The organism is Thiocapsa sp. C2-2m, from assembly GCF_041903745.1.
Lineage (GTDB): Bacteria > Pseudomonadota > Gammaproteobacteria > Chromatiales > Chromatiaceae > Thiocapsa > Thiocapsa roseilacustris.
This window is the reverse complement of sequence record NZ_JBBWVD010000013.1, coordinates 22755-49693: the sequence shown is the minus strand read 5'-3', so window position 1 is coordinate 49693 and position 26939 is coordinate 22755. Positions and strand designations below refer to the sequence as shown.

Sequence of the window (26939 nt, the reverse complement as noted above, 5' to 3'; positions counted from 1 at the left end):
AGTACTTCGGATAATCCAAGGAGGAGTCTGCAGAGCGCGAGCGATTGTGCTTTCGACATTGATGATGCAACTGAAACTTGGCCGGACAGGACACTCGTCATCTTGGTTTTTCGTTAGGCATTAAGTGTCGGACTGGGCGTCGGTCTGAGGGAAGCGTTGGGGTTAGACATGTTTTTGAAGCCGATCAGGTGCGTATGCCTGGGGATCATCTGTCATGGAGCCGCGGTTCGTAACGGGACCGGTTCGCAGATCCGGTCGGACGTTTACCCCGATACATTGATGCCTTAAAACAGATATTTGGGCGGCAATTCGGCCGAAAAAAAGTAAGGACTGGATTCCTCACGTTAAATTAGAACAAGAAACCCGCAGTAACCCTCGCTGAGGCGCCAGAGCTCCGCCGCCGGTGCGGCGTCTTGTCCGAGCGCCGTGAGGCTCGCACCTTTTCGTTAGCGTTAAAGAGACTGGTCCCACTTGCGAGCTCTGGCGCAACGGCGCGTCTGATTGGCGTTCGTGCACCTTGTTCGGATGTCGCCATCAAAGGTTCGAGCGATTTCAGGACAGGTTGCCGCCGAAGCGGGATGAGCCGACAGATGTCGCAGGGGTCGACCCGCGACCGATTTCGAATGAGGCATCCAAGTGTCCTTGAAACAAAGAGGAACGGTCAGCGCAAAGCGAGCCATTGAGCGCATTTTTTTTCTGATGCCGTTGGTGCCGGGGGTGCTGCTGGCCTTCAGCCTGATAACGCAGTTGTTGCCCGATCAGCCTTTGCAGCGATTTTTCGGCAATAATCCGGCACTTGATGCGCTCGTTGGTGCGGTTGTCGGCGGTCTTGCCATGGGGCAAGTCTTCGTCGGATACCTCGTCGGCGGTGAGTTGGTCCGAAACGGGCTCAGCCTCGCGACCGCGACTGCGCTAATCGTTTCTTGGGCAACGGTCGGCTTGACCTTTCTGCCTTATGAAATGCGTGCCTACGGCAACCGATTCGCGATCCTGCGTAACTTGTTGGCCTTTGTTTCGACCTTGATGATCGCTTACGTGACCGCCCACATGTTGGAGTGGATGTAGAATGCGTCTGTTTCGGCCCGCTGGATGGCTATTTCTTTTATGTGTGGTTGTTATGTTGGGCGTTGTTGCACTCATCGACGCCGATCTCGTTGTCGCGACTTTAATCCAGGCTTGGACGCTTATGCTCAAGCTTGCGCCACTCTTCATCCTCGTTCTTCTAATGGTGGCCCTGTCCGAAACCTTTCTGGATGCGCGATCGATCGGCCGCTGGGTCGGATACTCCTCGGGTCCACGCGGCTGGTTGATCGCGCTGGCGGCAGGTACGCTGTCGGTGGGGCCGATGCACGTCTGGGTCGCGATCCTGCAGGATCTGCGTGCTAAGGGGATGCGCGAAGGCTTGATCGCGGCCTTCTTTTTCTCCCGCACCATTCAAATCTTCTTCCTCCCCTTGATCATCGGCTATTTCGGTTGGGCTTTCACGCTGATCTTGGCGATTCAGGTGATGATCTTTGCCGTCATCAACGGCCTTTTGATCGATTACCTGCTCGCGCGCGGGGACGGACGCGCACCTCAAGACCCTCGGATCTGAGCTTGCGGATCTGAGTCTGGACGCGCGGCGATCGAATCAAGCTCGGCGTTCAGTCACGGCGGATCAGGGCGGGTATCAGCCAAGCGCGGCCTTTTGGCGCGACGCCGTCCACCAATCCGTCGGCACCCTCGACGGGCTGCGTCTCGTATCCGATGCGTTCCATCAGATCGCCGCAAATCGCGGCGACGCGCTTGTGATCCGCGTCGGAAAGCCGCGCGAAGCTCTCCGGATTCATGTTTCGGAGCGGCGCCGATTCCTTGCGGATATAACTTGCTCTGATCTCGCCCAGCACGGCCTCGTTCAAGGATGCGGCAGGAACATCAAGGAAGGTTTCAAGGCGTCGCATCAGCGGAGCGGGGTGTGCGGTGAGGTCTTCATAACGCATCAGGACAACCTGCTGCAGGTGCTCAGCGTCGTCGAGTAGAATCCCGGTGCCGTCTCGCCAATGTCGGGCGGTCTCCTCAATCGGTACACCGAGCCGTCTCTGCGCGCCCTCGCATAAGGCGTAAGGGTGACGTACGATTCCGATGAATCGGCTCGGCGAAAAATTCGCTTCCAGCCAACGCGAGCGTAGCGTATTGGGAGGGCTTTTTTCCAACAGGATACCTGGTCGAACAGGGTAATAACGAGCCCAATCGTAGCGTATCCTGCGTGCAGGTGTCGGGTCGTCGGTCTCGATCCAGTGAAAGATGTCCGTGCGACTCGACCAAGCGCGCGCAGCACCGAATGTCGGCGGGTGCGGAAGCGCGGGGGTCAGCCATTGCCCTTCGTGCGGCAACGAGCGAATCATCGGATGCTGTTCCAGCACGCGCGTGAGGAGGGTCGTCCCGGAGTTGTTGAGACCCAGAATAAACAGCCAAGGGCTGTGCCCGAGGTCGAGTCGTTGCTCGACCCACGCGTCGAGCGCCGCAGGATCTTGAGTCATCCAACGCAACTCATGGAGGGGGCGCCCGATCAGCCTGTAGAGTGCGTGTGCGACGGGAAACAGCCGCTGTATCTTGGCCAATCGGGGGGCGCGGTTCGTGAAATAGGGCAGGGTCTCCCGGACCTTCGTCTCGAAGGTCGACCCGTCGGCGGCTCGCGTTGTGGGTTGTTTGTCTGTCATGGTGATCCGGAACGGTCGCGCTTGATCCTCGCGCGGTGAGTTACTGGGAAGGACCGTCGCTTTCCAGAAAATCCAGCGAAGCTATCAACGGCGTGTGCCTGAAATCGAGCTCGCGCATCGCGCGGGTGTTGTCGAAGGCGATCCTCACGGGCAGCGGAATCGGGACGAGCCGCGTCCTTGCCTGAATGCGATCGCGCCAGGTCCGGCAAAAACGATCGATCGAGACGTCTGCGGGTCCGGCAAGATTGTAGGTCCGGCCGCGCGAGTCTGCCCGGACGACGGCCTCCGCGATGGCCGAGGCGACATCGGGTGCAAAGGCCAGCGGAAAATAGAGTTTCGGCACCGGCATCACGCGCTTGCTCGTCACGAATTGCATAATCGGCGTCACATTAGGGTCGTGGGGGCCGTACATCGCCGAGGTTCTCAGAATCGTGAGATCGATCGCTCCGGCGCCAGCCGCTGCTCGGCAGCGTTCCTCGGCGAGCGCCTTGGTGACCCGGTTTGCATTGCGCTGCGGGCGTCCGGTATCGCTGTAGACGGGATCCTCTTCTCGGACGAGTCGTAAACCGAGTGCGTGACGTGCCGTAAGCTTGTAGGCGCCGATCGAGCTGACGTAGATCAGCCGGCGGATTCCGCTCCTGGCCATGGCATGCAGCACGTTTTCGGTTCCAAGTACATTGGGCCGATAGTTTTCGTCCCAGCCGTTTTTGAACGGGTTGGCCAGTGCGGCGTTGTGGAGGATGATGTCCGAGCCGTCGAAGGCGCGTGCCAGGGCGTTACGATCGCCCAGCTCGGCAACCGCGTAGGTGACTGCGTCGGCCGACGCTCCGAGGTCGGCTGCGACCTCTTGCCACTTGAATGGGTCGCGGACGACCGCCCTCACCGCACAACCGCATCGCAGCAGGGCCGGCACCAGCAGCCGGCCGAGAAATCCGTTCGCGCCCGTGACGGCGACAAGATGCGTCATGATGGACCCAGCCATTCGGAAGGCAGACGACGGTAGATGTGCGCGACGGCCGCGTCGGTCCACTGTGGTGCCAGGCGCATCGAAAGGTTCATGGCCTTGGCTGCAGCGGTCAAATACAGGCGCCGTTTGCGTCTTCGCACGGCATGCAAGACGGCGCGTGCGGCGGGTTCCGGGTCGATTCCGAGAAACGACAGCTTGCGCATCGCCGGAACCTGGCGTTGGACGTGATCGAACATCGGCGTGCGGATGATCCCTGGATAGACCAAGGTCACGCCGATCTTGCGCGGGAGCTCGTTCGCCAGCACCAGCGAGAGACTGGCCATCGCGGCTTTACTTGCGGAATAGGCGGAGGACAAGGGCAAATGGGCATAGGCGCAGAATGACGTAACCACGGCAATGTGCCCCGACCCGCGCTCGAGCATCCCGGGGAGTGCCGCCCGAATCGCCGAGTAACCGGACCAGAGGTTCACCTCCATCATCGCTCGCGATGCCTGCTCGTCACTGTCGAGCAGGTGCTCTTCTCGGACCGCGCCGGCATTCAGGATCAGCAGATCGACGCCGCCCATCGCCGCCTCGGCCTGAGTGACAAGCGCGGCAGCAGCGCCTGGCTGCGCAAGATCACAATAGAAGGTGTGAATGGTCGGCTCATGAACCGCCAGCGTTGTGGCGAGTTGATCCAGAAGCTCGACCCGGCGCGCCGCCAATGCAAGCTCGGCGCCTTCGCGCGCCAAAACATGGACCAGCGCCTCGCCCAGTCCGGAGGAGGCTCCGGTGATCAGGACGCGCCGACCTCGCCAGGAGTCGCCCATAGACCTTTCAGTCTCGCCGCGTCGCCCGGAACATCGCGAGGACGCGATGACGCTCGTAGTGGAGATCGAACAGGCCAACCGCGGCGAGCGCGTCGCGCAACCAGGCTTCCTCGAAGAAGGTCGCCTTTTTTCGGCGCATCAGCCGTCGCTGCAGCGGCGCGACCAGCGGATTTACGCAGACCGCCTCTCCGGTCAGAATGCCGCCCGGCTTCAGCACTCGGGCGATCTCCTTCCAGACAGGAACCAAATCCGGGAAGAGATGCAAGGCACCGCAGCAGTTGATCTGGTCCATGCTGGCATCGCCGAACGGCAGCTCCATCATGTCGCCGCGCACCCAAACAAGGCGCTCGGGCCGGAATTCGCGCTTGGCATGGATCCGGGCGCCTTGCCGCAGCATGCTCAACGACAGATCGAGACCGTAGACTTCCGCCTCCGGATCACGCAAGCCGAGGGCGCGGGCATAATGGCCGGTCCCACACGCCAAATCCAGGATTGCGCGCTTCGGCTCGGCGGTCTCGGAAAGATCGAGCAGGCGCTCCACCCAACGCCCGATGAACATGCCCGAGCCCACCAGCGTGTGCAACGGACGCCACACCGGCGTCTCGTACATCAGCGCGAACAGATTCGTCTCCATCACCTTTTGAGTGAAGGGCCGATCGCTTCGGTCCTCATCGGGAGGCAGGACATCCGCGATGGCACGTTCGTGCCATGCGAGTCGATGACCGCAGAAACGGCATGTCGGAGGCTGGTTTGCTTCGGCACCGGCCCGAGCCGGCGGCAGTGTGAATCCGCCCACCTGCTTGCAACTCGGACAGCGCAAAGACGCTCCGCGACCTTGGTTGGGTGTCGACTGATTCACTGACGATGTCTCGCTCAAAGATGATGTGGTCGATCGGCGACAGGATCCGCCCGATCCACGAATTGCTCTACGATCTCGACGGCGCGCCGAGGTCCATCCTCCGAACGCATTCGCTGACCCAGCGTGTACGCCCTCCGGCGCATCTCCGAATCATTGAGCATGGTGTCGATGGCCGTGGCCAGCTTATCGGCCGTCATGGCACGATGCGGGATCGGCGCCGGGCCGATGCCCAACTGCCGCAGCCGAGATCCCCAGAAGAACTGTTCCGTCCAGAAGGGTATCACAGTGGCCGGGACGCCGGCATGCAGCCCGACACCGGTGGTTCCGGCTCCACCGTGATGGATTAAGGCAGCCATCTTGGGGAACAGCCAATCATGGGGTGCGGCCTCGATGGCGTGGATCGTCTCGGGCAAGCTCGCCGGGTCGAGCCCGCCCCATCCGCGGGCGAGCACACCCCGCTGTCCGGTCCTCAGCAGGGCAGAGACGGCCATCTCGCCGTAGCGTGCTGCGTCGTCGCTGACCATGCTCCCGAATCCGATATAGACGGGGGGCGGGCCGGCCGCGAGGAAATCCGCGAGGTCCGGCGGTGGGGACCAACCCGGATCGGTTTGGAGAAACCAATTCCCGGTGATATGGATATTCTCGTGCCAGATCGGGTCGCGCGGAATAACCTGCGGGCTAAACCCGTACAGCACCGGCGATTTGGATGCGCGCATCCGCGCAAACGGCCCTGCAAGCGCGAGCGGCGGTAACCCGAGGGTCTCCGAGCGCCAATGATTGATCGCCTTGCGGAAGGGCTGCCACAGTGCCTGCTCGGTGAGGGTATAGCTGCCGCGGTACAGGAATTTCGGCAGGTACCGAAAGCCTGGGACATAGCCGCTGGGCGAGTCGATCGACGGCGTCAGCGGCGGACCCACCACAGAGTAGATGCAGGGGATCTCGAGCTTCTCCGCGATATGCAGACTGCCGATCGCCGCAGGCGATGTCAGGATCACGTCCGCGCCCTCGCAGGCGGCGAGCGATCCTTCGAGGATCGCAGGCAGCTTGGAGCCCACCCAACGCGTGAAGCTCAAGGGCTGAAGGATGGCGGGCATCTTCAGATGCTCGCGTATGACGTCGTGCATCTCGCGGACATAATCGCCGGCTTGGCAAAACGCCAGCCCTTGCTCCTTCACGAAGGTCTCGAAGTAGGCGTCGCAGGCTAGGCACACCTCATGGCCAGCGTCGTGAAAGCCCTTTGCAAGTGCCGCATAGGGTTGCACGTCGCCGCGTGAGCCGAAGGTCAAGACACTGATTTTCATGAGACGCTCGATCCGGATACGGGAATCTGCGACACGGTCGCGAGCTTCTTGAGTAGGGCTTCTCGGTTCCGTTCGATCCCGGGGAGCAACCGAACCTCGCGAGGATTCACGAAAGACGCATAGTCGCAGGTCAATTCCGCCTCCACACCGATGAAGGCCATGATGCGATCCACGACCGCGTTGGGGTCCGCGCACAGCTCCTCGTAACGGACGCTGAGATGGCTCTCGGGCGGCAAGGCGCCGATTTGCCGGCGGAAGAAGGTTTCCATGCGAATGTATTTGCGTGTCAGGAAGCGCCGCACGAGCTGGGCCTTGGAATCGGGATTTGTCGCCCAGCGCATGAAGGTCTTGATCAGCGGATTGCGTTGAGCCCGTGCGTAGCTGTCGAACAGGATCCCGATGTAGGGATTCGGGTCGGCTGTCCAATTCTTCTGCAACGCCTTGATCTGAGAGTTGAGGACATTCAAAGGATCGCGGTGGATAAAGACCAGCTTCGCATTCGGCAGCAACTCGTGAATCAGCGGAAAACGGTCGTAGTCCCAAGGATTCTTGAGCAGCACAGGCTTGCTTGGATCCCCGATGCGTTGGACCTTCCGGCACAGCTCGCGCAGCAGCGGCACGTTCTTGCGGGTGATCGAGAAGGATCCGCTTCTCTTGTATAAGATCATGCCGTACTCCTCGGGCATGTCCGCGTCGATCTTCACGTTGTCGATCAGTCGCGTCTGCAGGCGGTGCTCGGCGAGGTAGTCGTTCAGCCTCTGCTTGTAGGCATCGGACTCACCCCGCTGCGCGTGCGTCAGCAGACAGTCGTAGCACACGGCATGATAGGCCGTGATGATATTGAGCGACTTTGTGCGCTCGAGCAGCTCGTAGAGCAGGGTCGTCCCGGACCGATGATGTCCCAGGATGAAGACCGGGGCGCCTTTGAGCTCGCCGAGCCCCCCGAGGTTGTCAGTGTCCAGGCATCGGCTGCGATCGCATAGCGAAGCGGCCACGGATGGTTTCGGTTCGGCAGGGGTGTCCGGCATGTCGACTCCTCTGAAGACTTCAACGCGATGGGGCGATGGGTCGGCAGGCATCGATCGTGGGTAGTGTTCCGAGCAGTTCCGCCGAAACGCAGCGAAGACCCGTTGCATGAGCGATGCTGACATCGGCGATTCTGATCGGGACACGACCAGGCCGCGAATCCTCCCTCCCTTGGATGATACTCTTGGGAGCGGGCTTTGTCGGCAGCATTCGGTTGCGTGACAGGGCGGACATGTTTCGATTTTGAGTCGAACGGCACCTTAATGCGGTAGTCATCGATCAACGCGGCGTGCCGTCGCGACGGTGAAGGAAGCGTTTTGTCCGTGCTTCGTCGCCCACCCGTCAGCACCGATAACCCTCGGCTCGGCGCTGCCGGAGCGTGATTTGCTTTTTTGTGCTTTCGTCGTTGACGCCACACTGTTGGTCTGCTACGTTGTACATGAGGAACGGTTGTTCGCTCTATTGGTAAATAAACAACGCCCAGTCCGCAGTCCATCGAAATCGACTGCGCAAAAACCGGTTACTATCTGCAGATAATCTGACCGAATTAAGGTACAGAGGGTTAACGTGTTGTGCTTGGCTCGGGCGCTAAAATGGCCTAACATCGGACTTTAGGTCGATCATGCTCCTCAAGATAGCTTTGTTACCCGTGCCTTGAACATTGCCGGGTCGTATCGTGCTTAGTGACCTGCTTGTTAGGATTCTGAACTGTGAGCCATGTGAAACCAACCTTGATCAACAACGCAGGAGAATGCAAATGAATGCTGTTCGTAAAACACGCTTGAGCGTCGCGCTCGGGGTCGTTCTCGGAGTTTCCGCGATCGTCCCGGCCACCAGCTACGGTTTCTCGGTCGATCTCAACACCAACTCAATCGCTGTTCCTGGGGCCGGTGACTCGGTGATTTACCCCTTCTACACCACGGTCAACGGAGCAACGACGAGCTATTCTTTGACCAACACCTCGTCCGAGCAGACGATCGCGGCTAAGGTTCGTTTCCGCGAGCAGAAATACTCGTTCGATGTGCTGGATTTCATCGTATTCCTGTCGCCAAACGATAAGTTCGACTTCTTCATCTCCGCCGACCCGGCTGTAAACCAAGGCCGCCCAGTAGTCAGTTGGAATGATAACAGTTGTGTCACCGGCGTCTTGAATACGCCAAATCAGACTAAGAGACTTCTTATGCCGGCGGTAGAAGCCGGTAGAAAAATTGTTGATGCGGATCTGGCTGTCGGTCACGTCGAAGTGATCGGGATGATCAACCTCCAGGGTCTTCAGGACAGAGCGAATGTCGATCTGGATGTTGTTGTCAGGCACAACGACGACGGAATTCCGTTGGCGTGTAATGTCGCCTTGGAGGCATTCAGAACGCGCGCCAATGTCAATGCGATCAGGCTCGAAGGCAGACCGATAGGCGGGGATATTGGCCTCCTGGCCCGCCAGGATGTCGAAAACGCATTGGTCGGCGCTCATGTGATCACGATCCCAGGCGGCGGAATCGAGGCCGGAGAAGATGCGATCCATGTCAGAAATACCTTCAATCGCGGATTCCTGGCGGCCCAGAGCCCGCAGCTTTGCACGCTCGTCAACAACGGCGTCAACCAAGGCACCGACGGATGCTCCTCGCTGTACACCTGGGACACAAAGGAAGAAAATCATCCGCATCTCGGTGACATCAACTGGGTTTCGCGGGATCTCCCGGGTCAGGAACCGATTGGTCGCAACAACACCGTCGCGCGCATGGATGGTCTCTTGACAGCATCAGTGTCGTTGCAAGGAGACTGGTCCAACAATCCGACAAACAACGTGGGCTTTGACTGGATCACCACGTTCCCGACGAAGTACGTCTATATCGACCAGGATTGCAGCCCGATTCAGGACTGGGAATTCGTCAACGTCGGAAACAGGGTGGTTGGTGAGCGTCCGAAGTGCACAACACCCACGCCCTTCGGTTTCAACGGCGACGATAACTGCATCATCTCCGCACCCGGAGAAGACATTGGTACCGTGTTCAATACGGAAGAAAGGCGCGACACCTTATTCTCGCCGTCCAACGCTGACCTGTTCGACTTCTGTAATGAAACCACTGTGTATACCTTCGCGGAGCCTGGTCAAGTTATCCAGCCTTCACTGTTGCAAACGGCCGCCCAACGCGTGATTCTCGAGTTCAATCAAACAGGTACCATACCGGGTAACCGTGGTTGGGCTGAGGTGTATTTCAACTGGGTGTCCAATAGGATTATTCCCACACACGCGACAAATGTTCGTGACGGTGCGGCAACGGCAGGTTTGCTGTTCCTTCTGCGCTCGACCGATGATCCGACGATCAACAACGGATCCCTTCGTGAGCTGAACCGCAACACCGGGGAGCTAAGAGCGATCTTTGATGATGTGCCGAATGGTAATTAATTGATGTCGGGGCCCGGCTGTAGGTAGTCGGCAATCCTCATCGATAACGAAAGGCGCCTTCGGGCGCCTTTTTACATAGCAAATGCGCATCCCAATGACATATCGGAGCCTTATCCGCTCGTGTCGAAGGGAGTAAACCGGCGCCCCGCCACCGGTTCGCCTGAACGCTGTGCCCCGAAAACAATCCTAAACATCGCGGTGAATGGCGCAATGCATCCGACGTCCCTTGAAAACATGCGCAAGTGCTACGACCGCTACGTTGTGCCGGCCGGACTAGAGCAGCGCAGTGATGTCTTGGTTCTTGATATCGGTGGCGCCGACATCAACGGAAATTATCGCCCGATCTTCTCTCATCCCGTTTTTCGATACCTAACCGCGGATCTTGCTGCCGAAGGGGTGGATATCTTGCTTGAGGATCCCTACCAAATCCCACTTCCCGATGAGAGTGTCGATATCGTTCTCAGCGGCCAGATGCTGGAGCATTGCGAATACTTTTGGTTGGCCTTCAAAGAAATGGTTCGTCTGATGAAACCGGATGGCTTTCTCTTTTTGATTGCGCCATCCTCAGGTCCGATTCATCGTTATCCAGTGGATTGTTACCGATTCTTCCCGGATGCCTTTGCTGCCCTCGCGCGGCACGCTGACTGTCGCCTGGAAGCACTGTGGCGCGACGAACGGGGACCTTGGCAGGATCTCGTCGGTGTCTTCCGGAAGACACCACTTCAGCCGTTCGTCGATGAAGCGCTCAAGGGCACCAAAATGCAAATCCGCTCCGGGCTGCCATCGTCGAATTCAGTCCCTCACGGATTCCCACCTTCCGGCTCGCCGAATGCGGAAGTCACCGCCGGCCAGGTGCACTATCGAGCCATACTGGCCCAAGCCCACGAGATCCTGAAGCCTGAGCTCTACTTGGAAATCGGCGTACGTCATGGCGATAGTTTGGCGTTGGCCCATGGGCCGGCTGTAGGGGTGGACTGTGCTCCGGATGTTGAACAACCGCTGCATGCAGCGACCACCATTATTCAGGCTACGAGTGATGAGTTCTTCGAGTTTAAGGCCGGCGAAGCGCTTACCACTCCGCCCGATTTGAGCTTCATCGATGGCATGCATCTGTTCGAGTACGCACTCCGCGATTTCATGAATGTTGAGCGATGGTCAAAGTCATCCTCTCTTGTCATCGTCGATGACATCTTCCCGAATCACCCGGATCAGGCAACTCGGGAACGGTGCACGCGCGTGTGGACCGGCGATGTCTGGAAGCTGCACGCCTGTCTCGCCGAAGAACGCCCCGACCTGCTCCTGCTGTCCCTGGATACAAGCCCCACCGGCTTGCTGCTCATCGCGGGCCTGGACGCATCCAACCGCACCCTCTGGGACCGCTACAATCCAATCGTCAATCGCTACGTCAAACGTCAACCGGAGACGCTGCCTGCGGCAGTCATCGCGCGAGACGGCGCGCTCGATCCATGCGCCCCGATCGTTGCCCAGCTTCTTTGCAAGCTCCGCGAGCTCCGGGATAAGATGGCGCGCCGCGTCGATGTGACCGCCGAGCTGCAAACGCTGATCCGCGATCGCAGATGACTGCCGGCATCACCTGTGTACTCATCGTAATGCGTTATTGGTGGTCCCGTGTCGAAACCTGCACTCTCAATCGTGATCATTGCGCACAACATGGCGCGCGAGATCCCAAGGACGATCCGCTCTCTGTCTATGGATATCCAGAGGGGGATCGATCCCTCCGACTATGAGCTCATCTTGGTCGACAACGGCTCACGATTGCCTGTCGAGGCCGCAGCCTGCAGGGAGTGGTATCCGAACCTGCGGATTCACACCATACGAGATGCTCAAGCATCTCCTGTTGCCGCAATCAATCAGGGACTCGGGTTGGCGAAAGGGGATTTGATCGGCGTTTGGATTGATGGGGCACGGCTTGCCTCCCCCGGCATTCTAAGTGGGGCGATGCGTGCCGCCCGAATTCATCCGCGGCCGGTGATCGGCACCGTGAATCTCCATTTAGGACCTGACATTCAGCGCCTTTCCATCAAGGCCGGATATAATCAAGAGCGAGAGGATGCCCTACTGGCCTCGGTCGACTGGACCACGGACGCCTATCGGCTATTTGAGATCTCGTCTTTCGGTGGTTCATCGGCACATGGCTGGTTCGCGCCGCTGGGGGAAAGCAATGCGCTCTTTCTTACTCGTGCCCAATGGCAAGAGCTGGGTGGATACGACGAGCGCTTTCAGATGCCGGGAGGGGGGCTCGCCAATCTCGATATCTGGCGACGCGCCTGCATGGCCGAGAGGAGCCAAGTCATCATCTTACTTGGCGAAGGAACCTTTCATCAGCTTCATGGCGGTGTTGCGACCAACGCGGATCGCCCCATGTTTTCAGTTTTCGACGAGGAATATCGGCAGATTCGCGCCGAACCATATCGAGCACCCGTTATTACTCCCCTGTATGTAGGCAGGATCCCTGTCCCGGTTCTACCGAAACTTGCTTGGTCTCTTGAGCAGGCGTTATTGAAACATCGGATTGAATGATTATCGTGAAGTGAGAGCGTCCGTGAATAGTCAGGCAGTGGGTACGTGCGTCATCGGTCGTTGTAATCAATCGGCGCCTGCGCCGGTCGCTGTTGGTGGGCTCGGGGGAAGTGGAACGCGTCTGATCGCTAGGCTGATGATGGATATTGGCTACTTCATGGGCGGAGACCTCAATGAGTCTCTCGATAACCTCTGGTTTACCCTGCTCTTCAAACGTCCAAAGATCTTTACCGTTCCGGACGATGAGTTCACGAAGCTCGTGCGGATTTTTCGTGAGCGAATGACAGGCAAGAAGACAATCGATCCGTCCTCTGCTGAGATCATCGAATCTCTGGCCCTCGAGGACAGACTGCCGGAATTTCCACTGCAATGGGCTCAAAATCGAGCAACTTCCCTCGTGAACGGAATCGGCGCCGATGCCGGTCAGAACTGGGGTTGGAAAGAGCCCAATACCCATTTTTTTATCGCGCGTCTACGCAGGATCCTCCCCGGATTGAAGTATATTCATGTTATGCGCAACGGTTTAGATATGGCCCACAGCAAAAACCAGAATCAGCTTCGCTTATGGGGGCCCGTCTTAATGGGGCAGGATGTTGAAATTACGCCCGGTTCTTCTCTTAAGTTCTGGCGACTAGTAAACGAGCGGGCTCTCGCCGTCGGAAACGATATGGGTGGAGATTTTCTCCTGATCAAATACGAACGCTTCTGTGCTGAGCCAATTTACGAGTTGCACAGATTGCTGGAGTTCTTGGGGGACTCGGTTCCACCGGGAGACTATTCAAGATTATTGGATCGAGTAGCTCCCCCATTGTCGATTAATCGATTCAAGTCACATAAGATGGATCTTTTCGATTCGAGCGATGTAGCCTTTGTTGCAGCATTGGGCTATGATGTTGAGCCAAACTGAGACACAGTCAGATACTTCGAACAGAATTTCATTCGGCTTTTCCAAACTACTCCCGCGCGACGGCCTTGATCATCGTTTCGTCCACTTGCGGGATAGTCGGGCGACCTCCTGCCGTAACATTATGATTTGCAACGCCATGCCATGTGATGCATTTTCCTTGACTAGGGTTTTGGGCGAAACGATGATCAACGCCCCAGACACGACTCATCCCCGACTGGCGTCAATGCCCATGGAGATACAAATCGCGTGAACCAGACTCAATCGCCGGCCCGAGTCGACATGTCTCCCACCAGCATGGCGTTGCTCGGGCCAGCAACGGGTCCGCGACGCGTTGCGATCCTCGTGCTCGGGATGCATCGTAGCGGAACCTCAGCTTTGACACGCGTGGTCAACCGGCTGGGGGGGGATTTACCCTCCAACCTCATGCCCCCGGACGACGACAACGAGGCCGGATTTTGGGAGTCGATTGACATCTATCGACTCAACGACGAGATCCTTGAAAGCGCTGGCTCAAGCTGGGACGACTGGCGCCGGTTCAATTCCGACTGGTTCGCGTCCCCCACGCCGCTCGCATTCAAGAGTAGGGCACTTAGGATTTTGGAGCAGGATTTCGACAGATCATCGCTCTTCGTTCTCAAAGATCCGCGTATCTGCCGCTTGCTACCCTTTTGGCTGGACGTCCTTGAGACATTCCAGACCGAGACCAAGTGCATCATACCGATTCGCAATCCGCTCGAGGTGGCCGCGTCGCTCAAAAAACGCAATGGTTTCAGCCCTTCGCTCTCATCCATCCTTTGGCTCCGTCATGCGCTCGATGCCGAGCATGATTCTCGTGGATTGGCTCGGGCCTTCTTGAGCTACGACGACTTGCTCGATGATTGGCGTGGCGTCATGACGTCATTAGGAGATCGAATCGGCCTTGCTTGGCCCCGCTACTCGGCGACATCGGCCATCGAGATCGACGAGTTCCTTGAGGCGCGTCACCGCCATCACGCGCTCGACGCCGAGAAGGTCGCCAGACATCCGGCATTGGCGCCTTGGGTCAAAGAGACCTACGCTGCACTGCGAATCTTGGAATCGGACCCGATTTCGATCGAGCCTTTGCCCCGACTCGATCGCACGCGCAAGGAATTCGATCGAGCCAGCGACGCACTCGGAGCCATCCTGCGACTCGATGAAAAAACCCTTCGGCAGACAGCGGACAACCTTGCCGACAAAATTGACGTGCTCGCCGCGCGCGAGACCCGCATCGGCGAGCTCGAGCACGCCCTGGCCGACCAGCAAACCCAAAGCACCGCGCGCGAGACCCGCATCGGCGAGCTCGAGCACGCCCTGGCCGACCAGCAAACCCAAAGCACCGCGCGCGCGACCCGCATCGGCGAGCTCGAGCACGCCCTGGCCGACCAGCAAACCCAAAGCACCGCGCGCGCGACCCGCATCGGCGAACTCGAGCACGCCCTGGCCGACCAGCAAACCCAAAGCACCGCGCGCGAGACCCGCATCGGCGAGCTCGAGCACGCCCTGGCCGACCAGCAAACCCAAAGCACCGCGCGCGAGACCCGCATCGGCGAGCTCAAGCACGCCATTGCCAAGCTTGATGCACGACTGGATACCGCGCAGAAAACGCTTCAAGAGCAAAAGATCACCAGAAATCGAGCACTACATCGACTCGACCTCATCCAGACGACAGCGGCATGGCAGTTCACTCGACCATTCCTTGCGATCGAAAGACGGTCGCCGAGACTAATTAGAGGTTTCCTCGCACCGCTCAAGCTCATACGGTGGACCTTAAGCTTGGGGTTATCGCAGCGGTTACGCATTCGCCGTGAAGCAACGCAGCTCTTGATCAGTGGGCTGTTCGATCGTGATTGGTATGTCGAACAGAATGCAGACATCGTATTGCATGGAAACAACTGCGTCCTTCACTGGATGGTCGCGGGTTGGAAAGAGCAGCGCGACCCAAATCCACTTTTTGATATGCATTGGTATCTCAGTCGATACCCGGAGATCGAGTCTAGCGGGATGAATCCGCTCTTTCATTATATCGAGCAGGGTGCAACCACCGGCTTTGACCCCAACCCACTGTTCGATTCCGCTTGGTACTTGGCCCGGTATCCCGATGTCGCCGCGGTTGGGCTCAATCCGCTCTCCCATTATCTCAATCATGGCACTACCGCCGGTCATAATCCCAACCCACTGTTCGATACCGACTGGTACTTTACCCGGTATCCCGATGTCGCTGCAGCTGGGCTCAATCCGCTCGCCCATTATCTCGCGCACGGCGCCACCTCCGGACGAAATCCCAATCCATTGTTCGATTCCGCTTGGTACTTGACCCGGTACCCCGATGTCGCTGCGGCTGGGCTCAATCCGCTCGCCCATTATCTTGCGCACGGCGCCACCGCCGGACGAAATCCCAATCCATTGTTCGATTCCGCTTGGTACTTGACCCGGTACCCCGATGTCGCAGCGGCTGGACTCAATCCGCTCGCCCATTATCTCGCGTACGGTGCCACCGCCGGTCGTAATCCCAATCCATTGTTCGATTCCGCTTGGTACTTGACCCGGTATCCCGATGTCGCCGCGGCTGGGTTCAATCCGCTCGCCCATTATCTTGCGCACGGTGCCACCGCCGGTTGTAATCCCAATCCATTGTTCGATTCTGCTTGGTACTTGACCCGGTATCCCGATGTCGCTGCGGTTGGGCTCAATCCGCTCGCCCATTATCTCGCGCACGGAGCCCCCTCCGGTCGTAATCCCAATCCATTGTTCGATACCACTTGGTACTTAACCCAGTATCCTGATGTCGCCATGACCGGCCAAAATCCGCTCGCACATTACATCCTGTACGGCGCTCAAGAAGGTCGAGATCCGAGCCCCCGATTCGATAGCGGCTGGTATTTGAGCCATAATCCTGATGTCGCCCGAAAGGGCATCAATCCACTCGCACATTACATGTTGCACGGAATCAAAGAAGGTCGGTCACCCAAGGCATCGTTCGTTCACACGAACTCGCCCTCATACCGAGAGCCTGTCACGATTATTCCATTCAACTACCAAGAGAATCAGGATCTATCTGGACTCCGACTCGCAGTCTGTCTCCACGCATTCCATCTTGAGCTATTGCCTGAACTCCTGGATGCTCTCGACAATATCGACATTCCATTTAATCTCTTCCTGACCACCGACACAGAGCAAAAAGCGAGTGCGATTCATCTCACACTCGCTCAAACACCTTGTCAACAACATGCCGAAGTCAGAGTCTATCCGAATCGGGGACGAGATATCGCACCGAAATTGATCGGCTTGAGTGACATTTACGAACATCATGATCTCGTCCTGCATCTTCACACCAAAAAATCAACTCATAATGAAGCCTTAGCGAATTGGCGTCGACTCATACTCACGTCATTGTTGGGCTCGACCGCGGCTGTGCAGAGTATCCTGAGCGCCTTTGTTCGCCTGCCAAAGCTCGGCATGATCGCGCCTCGAACACATCCGTTCGTTCGCCGCTACATGACTTGGGAGAGCAATTTCGAGTTGGCTCGCGACATGGCCCAGCGCATGGGTGTCGACTTAGCAATCGATAGCCCTCTCGATTTCCCTGCTGGCTCGATGTTTTGGGCACGCACAGCCGCCTTGCAACCACTCTTGCATATGGGCCTTAGTTTCGATGATTTTCCGGTCGAGCAGGGACAGACCGATTCGACACTCGCTCATGTCATCGAGCGTCTCTACTTCTATGCCTGCGAAAAAGCCGGTTATCGCTGGGTCCGCGTCGGACTCGAGGGCAATCTTCGGCCGCCCGAAAGCCCGTCTAGGATTGATTCCGTGTTCGGTCTCGGGCGCATCGTCAGCGATCAGATGCCAGCATTGCTGCTTCCAGGTATCCGCCCGAGACCCGCCGATATCGATGCAATGACTGCTGACTATGGGCTCGAACGGATCAAGCAGGACTTCCGCTCGCAATGTCGCAAGGATATCGAAATTTTTCTCGCTCGGGATGAACGTTTATGGTTCCCCACCTTCAGCGCCCCCAAGGTCAGCATACTGCTCGTACTTTTCAATCAGGGGGAGCTCACCTTCCATTGTTTGAAAAACCTGCAACATGCGCTCGATGTACCCTGCGAGATCATCATCCTCGATAACCGCTCGACCGATTTTACGGGTGAGTTGCTCGATCGCCTGCAAGGTCCTCGGGTCATTCGCGGCAAGGAAAATCTACACTTTTTGAAAGGTGTGAATGCAGCAGCGGCGCACGCCCGTGGTTCCTACATTCTGCTGCTGAACAACGATACACGCTTGAAGCCTGGTTCGATCTCGGCTGCATGCCGGCGTCTCGATGCCGAGTCAGACCTCGGCGCCGTCGGCGGCAAGCTCGTTTTGCTCGACGGTCGTCTACAAGAAGCGGGGAGCATTATCTGGCGCGATGGCAGTTGTCTTGGTTACGGACGAGGACGTGATCCCGGCGAAGCTGAATTTCAGTTCGAGCGAGATGTCGATTATTGCTCCGCGGCATTCTTGATGATCCGTCGTGAGCTATTCGAGAGACTTGGTCGCCTCGACACGAGATTCGCGCCAGCCTATTACGAGGAAACCGACCTTTGCATGCGTGTACGAGAAATGGGATATCGAGTGGCCTATGATCCGAGAATCGTAGTGACTCATTTCGAGTTCGGCAGTTCCAAATCATCGAAGGATGCATTGGTTCTACAGTCCAGGAATCGCGCTGTCTTTGTAGAACGTCACTTCGAGGCACTACAATCCTCTCATCTCGAGCCAAAGGTAGGCGCACTCGCCGCACGCATGCGTCCAAATCGACAAGGCCGCTTGCTCATCGTCGACGATCGCGTACCTTTTGCGTCTCTTGGAGCGGGTTACCCGAGAGCAGCGCATATTCTTGAAACGATCGCGAGCTCCGGATGGTTCGTGACATTCTATCCGCTGGTTTACCCAGATGTATGTTACGAGGAAACCTATCACAGTTTCCCAAATTCAATCGAATTTTCAGTGGGAACTGGCGCGGACGGTCTGGTCGATTTCCTATCGAGTCGTATCGGATATTACGATGTCATTCTGGTCAGTCGCCCCCACAACATGCGAGTTTTCCTCGATGCCGTTCGAGCGGAATCCGATCGACTCAAGGAAATTGCGCTAATTTACGATGCCGAGGCAATTTTCGCCGCGCGCGACGCGATGCGCTGCTCGTTACTCGGTCGACCAATGGATGTCGAGCACGAGCAGCATCTCGTCGATGCCGAATTGGCTTTGGCTCGATTCGCTCGGACTGTTCTGACAGTTAATGAGATCGACGCCGACCGGTTCCGCGCATCGGGAAAGCGGGATGTGCGAGTGCTCGGACATGCCATAACGCCCATGCCAACTGAGCCATCATTCGAAGAGCGCTGGGGCTTACTCTTTGTTGGCGCATTAGATGAAGACGATTCCCCGAATGTCGACTCACTGCTCTGGTTCGTGCAGGATGTCATGCCAATTCTAGACCAAGCATCGAAAAATACGATCTCACTCACAGTCGCGGGACGTTGCTCAGCACCTAGCCTCGCGACCATCAATCATCCACGTGTTCGTTTTCTCGGTCGCGTACATGATTTGCGTCCGCTTTACGCTACGGCTCGCGTATTCATAGCGCCAACTCGCTACGCGGCGGGCGTACCGATGAAGATCCACGAGGCGGCGGCTAACGGCGTGCCAATCGTCGCCACCACGATTCTCGCGCAACAACTCTTATGGTCATCAGGGTCACATTTGCTAGTCGCGGATACCGCGCGGCACTTCGCCGAGGCTTGCCATCGTCTCCACGGGGAATCTGGCCTCTGGTCGACACTAAGAGACGGCGCACTCGTAAAGATTCGCGATGATTGTGATCCTATTCGATTCAAGGGGGCCCTACTCGAAACCCTTTCCCGCATCAATGAGGGAGCCGACGAGGGCAATGCAACAACGACATCGAGACAAACCTCCGCCAAGAAAAAAGAATTATGTATCTTACATGTCGGCATGCATAAAACAGGAACTTCTAGCATTCAGAACGCGCTTTTCCGAGGGCTGAAGGACCCTCGATTTCACTATTCCGATCTCCACGAAGCTAATCACAGTATTCCCGTTTCGAGCGTCTTTATCAGCGACCCAAAGTGCTTGCTTCCTCATCGTTTACTCGGGCGTACTCCTGAGCAAATTGAAAGCTATAACGACCAAGTACTAAATCGTCTCTTAAATAGCTTTTCTGCCATCGCCCCAGGTGTCACTGAAATCATTTCAGGGGAGGAAATCGGCTTTTTAAACCATGAAGAACTGATCCGAGTCAAGTCATTCCTCGGTAAGCATTTCGAGCGAATACAGATCATGATCTACGTTCGTCCGCCACACAGTTATATCACGAGCGCTTTTTGCGAAATTATCAAGCACGGCAAAAATCGGTTCAGTTTCGATGACTGCGACCCCAAATACGTGCGATTCGAAACCTTCGAGCAGGTATTCTCCCGCGAAAACGTCCTATTGAAGCCCTATGTGCCGAGCCGACTCTTCAAACGCGATGTCGTCGAAGATTTTTGTCAAACGTTTGGAATCGAATTTGAATTCAACCTAGCCCCAGAAAGAAGTAATCGATCCCTATCGCTGGAAGCCCTGCAATTGATCTATATCTTCAATAAATACGGCGCCGTGACCCCCGATCATCATCAGCTTCGTGATCATTTGATTTCCAGAGTCGCTCCACTCGGAGGCAGTAAGCTGGTTCTAGATCCTTCGCTCATCGCGCCGCTCATCGAGAAGAACCGCGATGGCCTAAGTTATATCCAAAGCCACCTCGGCTTCGCGCTCGAGGAGGAGGATGAATTCGAGGATCCCGTGACGATCTTTAGTGAGGCAGATCTACTCTCTTTCTCTGTCACCACCCTCGCCGCCCTGGAAAGCCAATTTGATCATTCGATCTCGGATCAACTACCGGCGGTCCAGGGACCCGAGGTGGTCGCTAAGCGTGTGTATGATCTCATGGTGCAATCGAGTTCGACATCGACCGCGGGGAGCTGATCAGCCTCGACGTAGCCGATTGGATCCATGTTGGAAAGGCTATAGCGAAATAAAAATCCATTAGACTCAGGTTTGGATTGTAGGTCGGATCCTTACGCAGGAGGCCTCCCGGGCGCACTTCCATCAGGATCTCCTCTGCTCGGAATCGTTCGATCTTATCGGGCGAATCCTCAGTACCCCGCGATGCCGATTCATGATGGCACAGCTCGGCAAAGGGCGACCACAGGTCGACGTAATCGGCTTCATGCACACGCAGACAAGAATCGATGTTGTTGTAGTCAACGGCGAGTTGTTCGTCCAAGCCGCCGACCTGTTCGTAGACGGTCCTCCGGACGACTAAGGTGATTTCCGCAAACTTCCATACCCGTAGGTTGTGCTGACGATAGGAAGCACAACCTGCGCCGACGGTTTGTTGTGCCTCGCGCGGCTCGGCACAACCTACGCCGTTGGTATGAGGGTTTCCGGTATTCGGCTAAACAAGCGCCTGTAACAGCAGAAAAGTTTTGTACCACGCGGGTTCGACCGCCGTGACCTACTTTAACCCCTCGGCATGCCCGCGAACCCATGTGTCGCGATTCCGCGCTAGCCCAGAATGACGCCAGCGTGCTGGATGCTACCATCCGGAGGATAGATCATGGCGCCAACCTCGCCGGTCTCGGATCGACACGCCCGGGAAACCATTTCCGCTAGCCAATCCGAAGTGATCACCTCGATATCGTCGTTCACGAGACGCCGGAAATCAGAATGAAACCTTGCATGTTTGGGATCGAGCGGGCGCTGCAGGTGCTCTGGCATCGTTTGCCGCTCAGTGGACGGCTCAGGTTCGCCGTCAAGTCTCTCGCATTTCGGCTCCTCCGGCCATGGTTTAGAGGTACGCCCGCCTATCGGGATTGGCTCGAACAGCTGCAGTGGTCGGACCGTACGAAGTGGCGGGAGAACCTTGCTGCGCGTTTCGGGCAAGACGCGCAGAAGGACGGCATCAATGCCGATCGCCAACCCAGGGCGCGGATGCTGATCATCGACGCCTGCACTCCGACGCCTGACCGGGACTCTGGCTCGATCGACCTACTCAACTACTTGCGTGTCCTCGAATCGCTTGACTATCGTGTCACCTTTCTGCCAGCGGATCTCTTGTATGCAGGACCCTATACCCGGGATCTCCAGGATCTGGGCGTCGAGTGTCTCTATTTACCTTTCGCGTATTCCGTAGAGAAAGTTCTCCGAACTCGCGGCGATGAGTTCGATGTCGTCATGCTCATGCGCCTGGGACAAGGATTAAGGTATCTGAAACATGTTCGCGCACATTGTCCGCGCGCCAAGGTGATCTTCAATACGGTCGATCTGCATTATCTGCGCGCAGAGCGACGGGAGGCGACGCAGTCCGAGACGCGAAGCCGATCGATTGCCCGCCGCATGAAGGATCAAGAGCTTGAGGTTGTGCGTGGGGCCGACAGTACCATTGTCATCAGTCCGTTCGAGCGCGAGCTGCTCGCCAAGGAGGTGCCGGCAGCACGCCTACATGTTATTCCGCTGCTTCGCGAGATTCCTGGCCGCAGTTTGGGCTATGGCGGGAGACGAGGTCTTGTTTTTATAGGCAGTTTTCGTCATCCGCCCAATGTGGATGCCATCGTTTGGTTTTGCGAGTGCGTCTGGCCTAGCTTGCGTCGTCGGTTGCCCGAGACCGAGCTTTCGATTGTGGGGAGCTATCCGTCTCCACAGATTCTTGGACTCAAGGGACACGGCGTGGAGGTTCTGGGTTATGTCGCGGACATTGAGCCGCTGTTTGCTCGGGCGCGTCTGACAATCGCGCCGCTGCGTTACGGCGCTGGCCTTAAGGGCAAGGTGGTGACCAGTCTTGGGTACGGAGTGCCCTGTGTCGTTACCCCGACGGCCGCCGAGGGACTTGGGTTGGACGACGGTCAGGGCATTCTTGTGGCTGCAGAGTCCGAGGCGTTCGCTGCGGCGATCGTGCAGCTCTACGAGAGTGCCGATGAGTGGGAGCGTTCTTCGTTGGCTGGTCTGCGAGCAGTCACCGAACGTTTCTCGGTTGCTGCGAATCGGCCTCGGATCAAGAATCTGTTGGTTGAGCTGGGTTTGCCCGCTTGAAAGTGACCAGATCCTTAATCCATGGAGGGTATGCGGTCATCTGTGTTTTATGGTTAGGGTTCAGTAGCCGCGAAATATGCGGCAAGGGAGTTGGGTCCAACAGTAAAAGGAGACGGGAAGCGTTCGCGAAGATCCGGCTGGGTCCGGTAAGCGAGTCGATGCTCACGCAGAATTGGCGAGCCATTCGAGTAAGTACCGTAAGCCCACCAACCGGACGGGAGTCCGGAAGACGCGTAGGCGGCCAAGCGGGATCGATACCAATGGATAAACTCGAAGACGGCTAATCGTCCGCCTGCGTAGCGTTCCAGCATGGTTTCTCCGGCCCCGTTGATATTTGCGAAATGGACAAAACGCAACGGCTGGTCTGCAGCGTAGAGGTTGCCGTCTTCCCCGATCGAGATCGGCCGTCGACTCAGGTTCCAGCTTGCAACGTTGTAGCCGGGGTCGCGCAGCACATGGACACCCGGAAAGAAGACCGGTGCAAGATCACACCAACGCTGGTCGGTAAAGATGCCGTTGGGGATATCGTCGAAACAGAACTCAAAAAGCCGGTCACGCCACCAGCGTGCGAAGCGACAGCCCTCGTCGGTGTTGGCGACAGCAAGGAATCCAAGGTTGTAGATACCGTGTTTTAGTGAACCGATCTCGTTGTCGAGAATCGTCTGGCGCTCGCCGTCGGGCTCGAGATGGTGAGGCGTCAGAAGGACATCGTGGAGGTCGAGAAGCTCTTCGACGTCGTGAAGATCTCCAAAGAGCGCGATGTCGGGGTCGAGATAGACGACCTTGTTTGCGCCCGTCTCGAGAAGTCGACAGAGCATCGGCCCCTTCACGGCTGTGCACAACTCGATGACATCGTGATCGAACGTCCAACGCTCAAGGTCTGCGATGCCGAGTTCTTCCAAACGCACCACGTGATCGATCGGCTCGTGTGCGGCGTCGAACATGAAGCCCGCTGGCTCACGGTCGGATAGGCACAGCCAAAATGTCCATTCGGGGTGATGGCGGCGCAGTGTTTTGCCGAGTACGCGCACGCGGTCAAGAGATGCGAATGAGGCACTGGTAAAACAATGGGTCTCAGACATGACTGTTCACGATGTTTTCTTGTTGCGTTCCGCCGCCGTCGTTGAGCGTTGGTTGTTAACGGACTGTTAAATGCATCTGGAGCCAGCTTACGGTGACTTCGATCGGGAGTAGCGCGCCGCGGAGCTTTGGAGAGGATTCGACGAGTAGCCGCAGCCGATCGCGCTCGAAAAGATTGATCAGCGCTGCTTCGTCAACGACAGCGCAGCCTTGCTCGGGAGCATTCGCTTCGACAGCGGGCCAGACGTTACCTGCACCGATTCGCGCAACAACGAATGCACCGCCGACAAGCGCTTCATGGACGGACAGCGAGAAGGTCTCCGGCCAAAGCTGCCAACTCACGACGACGTCGACGCGTGCCTCGGCGATCGCTTCAACCATTGCATTGCGTTTTCTCATATCGACAATGACCGGAATGTTGCGAATGAAGCTGGGTAGGGGGGAACCGGAGTCCGGCGACCCGAGTTGCAGGAACTCGTATCGGCCGTCGTTGCCCAGGTGTTCTGCGAGATCCTCGAAAATCGACCATCCTTTCAAGAACGCCCGGGCGCCGAGGTGAGCTACGCGAAGCGGTCGACTTGATGCGTTGGGGGGGGGCCGTCGCTCCGAGGGTGCGGTTATGATTCGGGCAATAGGATGCGCTTCGCCCTGCGCATGAGGCAAGCCAGCAAGCCGTTGCCAAAGGCTTAGGGCGATTTCGGACGGTGCCAGCACGGAGGGGTGCATTGCCTCGAAAAACTCTCTCATTCTTGCGTGATGAGGTATACGCTCATCCCCGTAAGAGCAGATGCCGCAGGCGGCAGATGTGGGTGGCGGGGCGCCGCAAAAAACGACGTCGTTACGCATGAGTGCGTAGCTCGGGCAGACTGTAAAGAAATCGTGAATCCAGATGATCGGGCGGCGATCGCCGCTCGCGCGGAGAAGCTCGCAAACAAGCTCAGGAGCGAAACCCATTAGATGGTGAATAACGGATCGTATGTCGATGCTCTGACGACGCTGCTCTGCAACGACGGCAATGAGGTCTGCGAGCTTGGCGATTCCAATCCACTCGGCGTCGACGCGAAGGCTCACAGCGAAATCGTCGGCAGGTTCGGGGTCTGCGAGCATCGGAAGCGGCGTCGCTGGCGAAACGTGGAGGTAACGCCAACCGATTCGGCTGAACACGGCCTGCTCGTCGCCGATGACCAACTGAACACCACCGTAATTGCGCGCGTAGTCGTCATGACTAAGGGACAGGATTAATCCGCGACCCGATGTAATTGCGATGGCTTCCGATAGCGCGGCTGTCGAGATCGTTGGCGAGCACTCTGTAGTTGCGGCCCAACGCTTCGCTTTGACTCGCAGCGACACGCTGTCCTCGAGCTGCCGGCGGAACGCATCGAGCGGACGGCGATGTTGTCGCCCTTCTCGAGCACCGGCCCGGATGAAATGTAGAAGTGGGTTGATGCCGGCTGCCGCGACGTCGGGATACTTTGCGAGGTAGTAGTCCGTGTCGAAAAATCGGCTGGGGTTGCGGCCCTCGCGCCAACCACATTCGAGAAAGTGCGTTAGTGGATCGATGCCCGCGTCGCGCACGTCACTATTGGACGTCAGATAATAGCTACAGTCGAAATGCGCGGCGACCGCTCGGCGTTCCTCTTCGCTTGCGCGTCGCACCAAGTCGGAACATCTTGCATCTAAGCTATCCACACGCGATCGCCTTTTGGTTGTTGAATCGGCTAACGGCAAGGCGTTATCAGGCTTGATGCCTGACCAGGATCCGGCGCAAAACGGCGCGGAGACGTGGACTCACGTTGAGGATTTGACGGAGTGGCGACGTCAAGCGCCAGGTTGTGCTCATTTCGATCTCGCTGGTTCGCCGCTCAGCGGCTAGGGCGCGTTTCTCGAATTCGTCGGCACGGTCTCGCTCCGCTCCAAGGTCGGACAGGCGGTCGAGTGCTTCAACACAGGCGTGTGTCATGCGCGCCTCGGCGCTCAGCGCCCGCTTTCGCTCGGTTTCGAGTAGAGCGAGGCGCTCGAGGGCGAGCTTCTCGGCTTTTCTCAGTCCCGCTTCGGTTTCGGCTAGCCGGGCCAAGACACCGATGTCCGGTAGCTGCTTAGGGTGCCAGCCAGGGCAGAGATAGGTCTCATATTCCTCGCCCCGAAGCCTATGTACCGCAAGAGCGATCACCTCTGCAGTGCCGAGACCGACCCAATCTCGTTCCCCCCAGCGAGGGGTGTGCCAAAGAGCTTCTTTCAGGTCGTCTTGGTGGTTAACGCGGCGGAGGATGCAGCCATGACGGAGCATCTCACCGTCCAACACAGGCGGAGATTTGGGTGCAGCGAGTATTCCGGCTTCGTAGGCCAGCGGTAAAATCAGGACGGGATCACCTCGAAAGTTGTCCGGATTGTAGGCAGGAAAAGCAAAGTAGTAAAGATCCAATCCCCAAGATAGAAGTACGGATGCAATGTCCAAGGATTTCGGATCTTCTCTGCACTCGACCCAGATGCTGGTTTTGCCGCATGCGAGGTGCTCTCGGTCGCCTTCGAGAACTCCGAGCTCCATGCCTTCCAAATCAAGCTTGATGAGATCGAAGGCCCCGTGCTCCGCGCGAAGCTCAGCGAGTGTGACGAGACGCTCTTGAAAGACGGTTTCGGTCTCCGACAATAGGGGAACTTCTTCATCTCCAGCAACGAAGGAAGTTGCACCAAGATTGCAGGGGTCGGTGTGTCCATCATGGAAATTGAATTCGGGCCATCCGAGAATCGCCTCGGTAACACATGACGTGCCGTGATAGTTGCGTGCGATATTCCCCTTGAGAAAGGGAATCAGTGCGCCGTTGGCTTCGATTGAGCAGAGAAAATCGATGGGCCTCTGGAGCGCTAAACCGAGACCAAAGGTGCCGATAAATGCACCGGCGTCGAGAACACGCACTCGATCTCCCGGTAACGTATTGGCAACGAAACGAGCTTCTTCCCATGCCCACTCACCATAGCGATCCAGAAAACGCCCGATCAGATCCGTCGCCGTGTCCGGAACCGTTAGACTGCCGTAACGTGTATCAACTTCAATCATTCCGAGCCTAATCAGTTAAGATCAACGTTTTAGTGTCGAGATGCGACGCTGGAGGCGAGCCGTGAGCCACTCCTGGGAACTGACAGGATTCTTGGGCAAATCCGGTGTTGAATTCACGCTGAAAACCGTCAG

General features: G+C 57.4%; 18 protein-coding genes. 8 read left to right on the top strand and 10 right to left on the bottom strand.

Annotated features, from left to right (window positions below; all coding sequences use genetic code 11):
* The first annotated feature begins 636 nt into the window (after positions 1-636).
* Together AADX97_RS11735 and AADX97_RS11730 are read left to right on the top strand one after the other, a co-directional pair.
* The gene (locus AADX97_RS11735; RefSeq protein ID WP_374233639.1) at positions 637-1065 is read left to right on the top strand and encodes a hypothetical protein; all 429 of its coding nucleotides are present in this window, start codon (positions 637-639) and stop codon (positions 1063-1065) included.
* 52 nt (positions 1066-1117) lie between these two features.
* Positions 1118-1594, top strand: coding sequence for a hypothetical protein (locus AADX97_RS11730; RefSeq protein ID WP_374233640.1), 477 nt, complete (start codon positions 1118-1120; stop codon positions 1592-1594).
* A 49-nt stretch (positions 1595-1643) separates the two neighbouring features.
* On the opposite strand, the gene AADX97_RS11725 is transcribed toward AADX97_RS11730, so the two are convergent.
* The 6 genes from AADX97_RS11725 to AADX97_RS11700 all read right to left on the bottom strand — a co-directional run bounded on the left by AADX97_RS11725 (position 1644) and on the right by AADX97_RS11700 (position 7663).
* A complete protein-coding gene (locus AADX97_RS11725; RefSeq protein WP_374233641.1) occupies positions 1644-2699 on the bottom strand; it encodes a sulfotransferase in 1056 nt (351 codons plus the stop codon).
* Positions 2700-2739: 40 nt separating this feature from the next.
* Positions 2740-3666, bottom strand: a complete 927-nt coding sequence (locus AADX97_RS11720; protein ID WP_374233642.1) for an NAD-dependent epimerase/dehydratase family protein — start codon at positions 3664-3666, stop codon at positions 2740-2742.
* The gene (locus tag AADX97_RS11715; RefSeq protein ID WP_374233643.1) at positions 3663-4475 is read right to left on the bottom strand and encodes an SDR family NAD(P)-dependent oxidoreductase; all 813 of its coding nucleotides are present in this window, start codon (positions 4473-4475) and stop codon (positions 3663-3665) included. The genes AADX97_RS11720 and AADX97_RS11715 overlap by 4 nt, the downstream gene beginning before the upstream one ends.
* A gap of 7 nt (positions 4476-4482) precedes the next feature.
* Positions 4483-5271: a methyltransferase domain-containing protein gene (locus AADX97_RS11710; RefSeq protein ID WP_374233644.1), complete on the bottom strand. Its 789-nt coding sequence runs from the start codon at positions 5269-5271 to the stop codon at positions 4483-4485.
* Between the two features lie 77 nt (positions 5272-5348).
* Entirely contained in the window at positions 5349-6635 is a 1287-nt protein-coding gene (locus tag AADX97_RS11705; RefSeq protein WP_374233645.1) for a glycosyltransferase, read from the bottom strand.
* Positions 6632-7663 carry a sulfotransferase gene (locus tag AADX97_RS11700; RefSeq protein ID WP_374233646.1) on the bottom strand — a complete coding sequence of 344 codons (1032 nt, stop codon included), beginning with the start codon at positions 7661-7663 and terminating at the stop codon, positions 6632-6634. Before AADX97_RS11700 ends, AADX97_RS11705 begins: the two co-directional genes overlap by 4 nt.
* 755 nt (positions 7664-8418) lie before the next feature.
* Between AADX97_RS11700 and AADX97_RS11695 the strand changes: the two genes are divergently transcribed.
* The 5 genes from AADX97_RS11695 to AADX97_RS11675 all read left to right on the top strand — a co-directional run bounded on the left by AADX97_RS11695 (position 8419) and on the right by AADX97_RS11675 (position 20566).
* Positions 8419-10068 (top strand): hypothetical protein, encoded by a 1650-nt coding sequence (locus AADX97_RS11695; RefSeq protein ID WP_374233647.1) that lies wholly within the window; start codon positions 8419-8421, stop codon positions 10066-10068.
* Between the two features lie 210 nt (positions 10069-10278).
* Positions 10279-11649 (top strand): methyltransferase domain-containing protein, encoded by a 1371-nt coding sequence (locus AADX97_RS11690; RefSeq protein ID WP_374233648.1) that lies wholly within the window; start codon positions 10279-10281, stop codon positions 11647-11649.
* A gap of 48 nt (positions 11650-11697) precedes the next feature.
* The gene (locus tag AADX97_RS11685; protein ID WP_374233649.1) at positions 11698-12609 is read left to right on the top strand and encodes a glycosyltransferase family A protein; all 912 of its coding nucleotides are present in this window, start codon (positions 11698-11700) and stop codon (positions 12607-12609) included.
* A gap of 22 nt (positions 12610-12631) precedes the next feature.
* Positions 12632-13516 carry a sulfotransferase gene (locus tag AADX97_RS11680; RefSeq protein ID WP_374233650.1) on the top strand — a complete coding sequence of 295 codons (885 nt, stop codon included), beginning with the start codon at positions 12632-12634 and terminating at the stop codon, positions 13514-13516.
* Positions 13517-13795: 279 nt separating this feature from the next.
* The gene (locus AADX97_RS11675; protein ID WP_374238566.1) at positions 13796-20566 is read left to right on the top strand and encodes a rhamnan synthesis F family protein; all 6771 of its coding nucleotides are present in this window, start codon (positions 13796-13798) and stop codon (positions 20564-20566) included.
* Here AADX97_RS11675 and AADX97_RS11670 read toward each other — a convergent pair.
* Entirely contained in the window at positions 20526-20867 is a 342-nt protein-coding gene (locus AADX97_RS11670) for a hypothetical protein (RefSeq protein ID WP_374233653.1), read from the bottom strand. The two genes, AADX97_RS11675 and AADX97_RS11670, sit on opposite strands and share 41 nt — an antisense overlap.
* A gap of 443 nt (positions 20868-21310) precedes the next feature.
* Here AADX97_RS11670 and AADX97_RS11665 point away from each other — a divergent pair, with 443 nt between their 5' ends.
* On the top strand, positions 21311-22672 hold the full coding sequence (locus AADX97_RS11665; RefSeq protein WP_374233654.1) for a glycosyltransferase: 1362 nt from the start codon (positions 21311-21313) through the stop codon (positions 22670-22672).
* A 53-nt stretch (positions 22673-22725) separates the two neighbouring features.
* Here the strand turns inward: AADX97_RS11665 and AADX97_RS11660 are convergent, their stop codons facing one another.
* From AADX97_RS11660 to AADX97_RS11650, 3 genes are read right to left on the bottom strand one after another with little or no spacing between them, the layout of a single operon-like run.
* The gene (locus AADX97_RS11660) at positions 22726-23754 is read right to left on the bottom strand and encodes a glycosyl transferase (protein WP_374238568.1); all 1029 of its coding nucleotides are present in this window, start codon (positions 23752-23754) and stop codon (positions 22726-22728) included.
* 55 nt (positions 23755-23809) lie between these two features.
* The gene (locus tag AADX97_RS11655) at positions 23810-25441 is read right to left on the bottom strand and encodes a hypothetical protein (RefSeq protein WP_374233657.1); all 1632 of its coding nucleotides are present in this window, start codon (positions 25439-25441) and stop codon (positions 23810-23812) included.
* 46 nt (positions 25442-25487) lie between these two features.
* Positions 25488-26807: an FkbM family methyltransferase gene (locus tag AADX97_RS11650; RefSeq protein WP_374233658.1), complete on the bottom strand. Its 1320-nt coding sequence runs from the start codon at positions 26805-26807 to the stop codon at positions 25488-25490.
* Positions 26808-26939 lie beyond the last annotated feature (132 nt).

Coding starts and splice junctions, on each gene's coding strand:
- AADX97_RS11725 (WP_374233641.1), bottom strand. CDS start 2,699: ATGACAGACAAACAACCCACAACGCGAGCCGCCGACGGGTCGACCTTC.
- AADX97_RS11715 (WP_374233643.1), bottom strand. CDS start 4,475: ATGGGCGACTCCTGGCGAGGTCGGCGCGTCCTGATCACCGGAGCCTCC.
- AADX97_RS11660 (WP_374238568.1), bottom strand. CDS start 23,754: ATGTCTGAGACCCATTGTTTTACCAGTGCCTCATTCGCATCTCTTGAC.
- AADX97_RS11665 (WP_374233654.1), top strand. CDS start 21,311: ATGAAACCTTGCATGTTTGGGATCGAGCGGGCGCTGCAGGTGCTCTGG.
- AADX97_RS11650 (WP_374233658.1), bottom strand. CDS start 26,807: ATGATTGAAGTTGATACACGTTACGGCAGTCTAACGGTTCCGGACACG.
- AADX97_RS11695 (WP_374233647.1), top strand. CDS start 8,419: ATGAATGCTGTTCGTAAAACACGCTTGAGCGTCGCGCTCGGGGTCGTT.
- AADX97_RS11705 (WP_374233645.1), bottom strand. CDS start 6,635: ATGAAAATCAGTGTCTTGACCTTCGGCTCACGCGGCGACGTGCAACCC.
- AADX97_RS11720 (WP_374233642.1), bottom strand. CDS start 3,666: ATGACGCATCTTGTCGCCGTCACGGGCGCGAACGGATTTCTCGGCCGG.
- AADX97_RS11730 (WP_374233640.1), top strand. CDS start 1,118: ATGTTGGGCGTTGTTGCACTCATCGACGCCGATCTCGTTGTCGCGACT.
- AADX97_RS11700 (WP_374233646.1), bottom strand. CDS start 7,663: ATGCCGGACACCCCTGCCGAACCGAAACCATCCGTGGCCGCTTCGCTA.
- AADX97_RS11675 (WP_374238566.1), top strand. CDS start 13,796: ATGTCTCCCACCAGCATGGCGTTGCTCGGGCCAGCAACGGGTCCGCGA.
- AADX97_RS11690 (WP_374233648.1), top strand. CDS start 10,279: ATGCATCCGACGTCCCTTGAAAACATGCGCAAGTGCTACGACCGCTAC.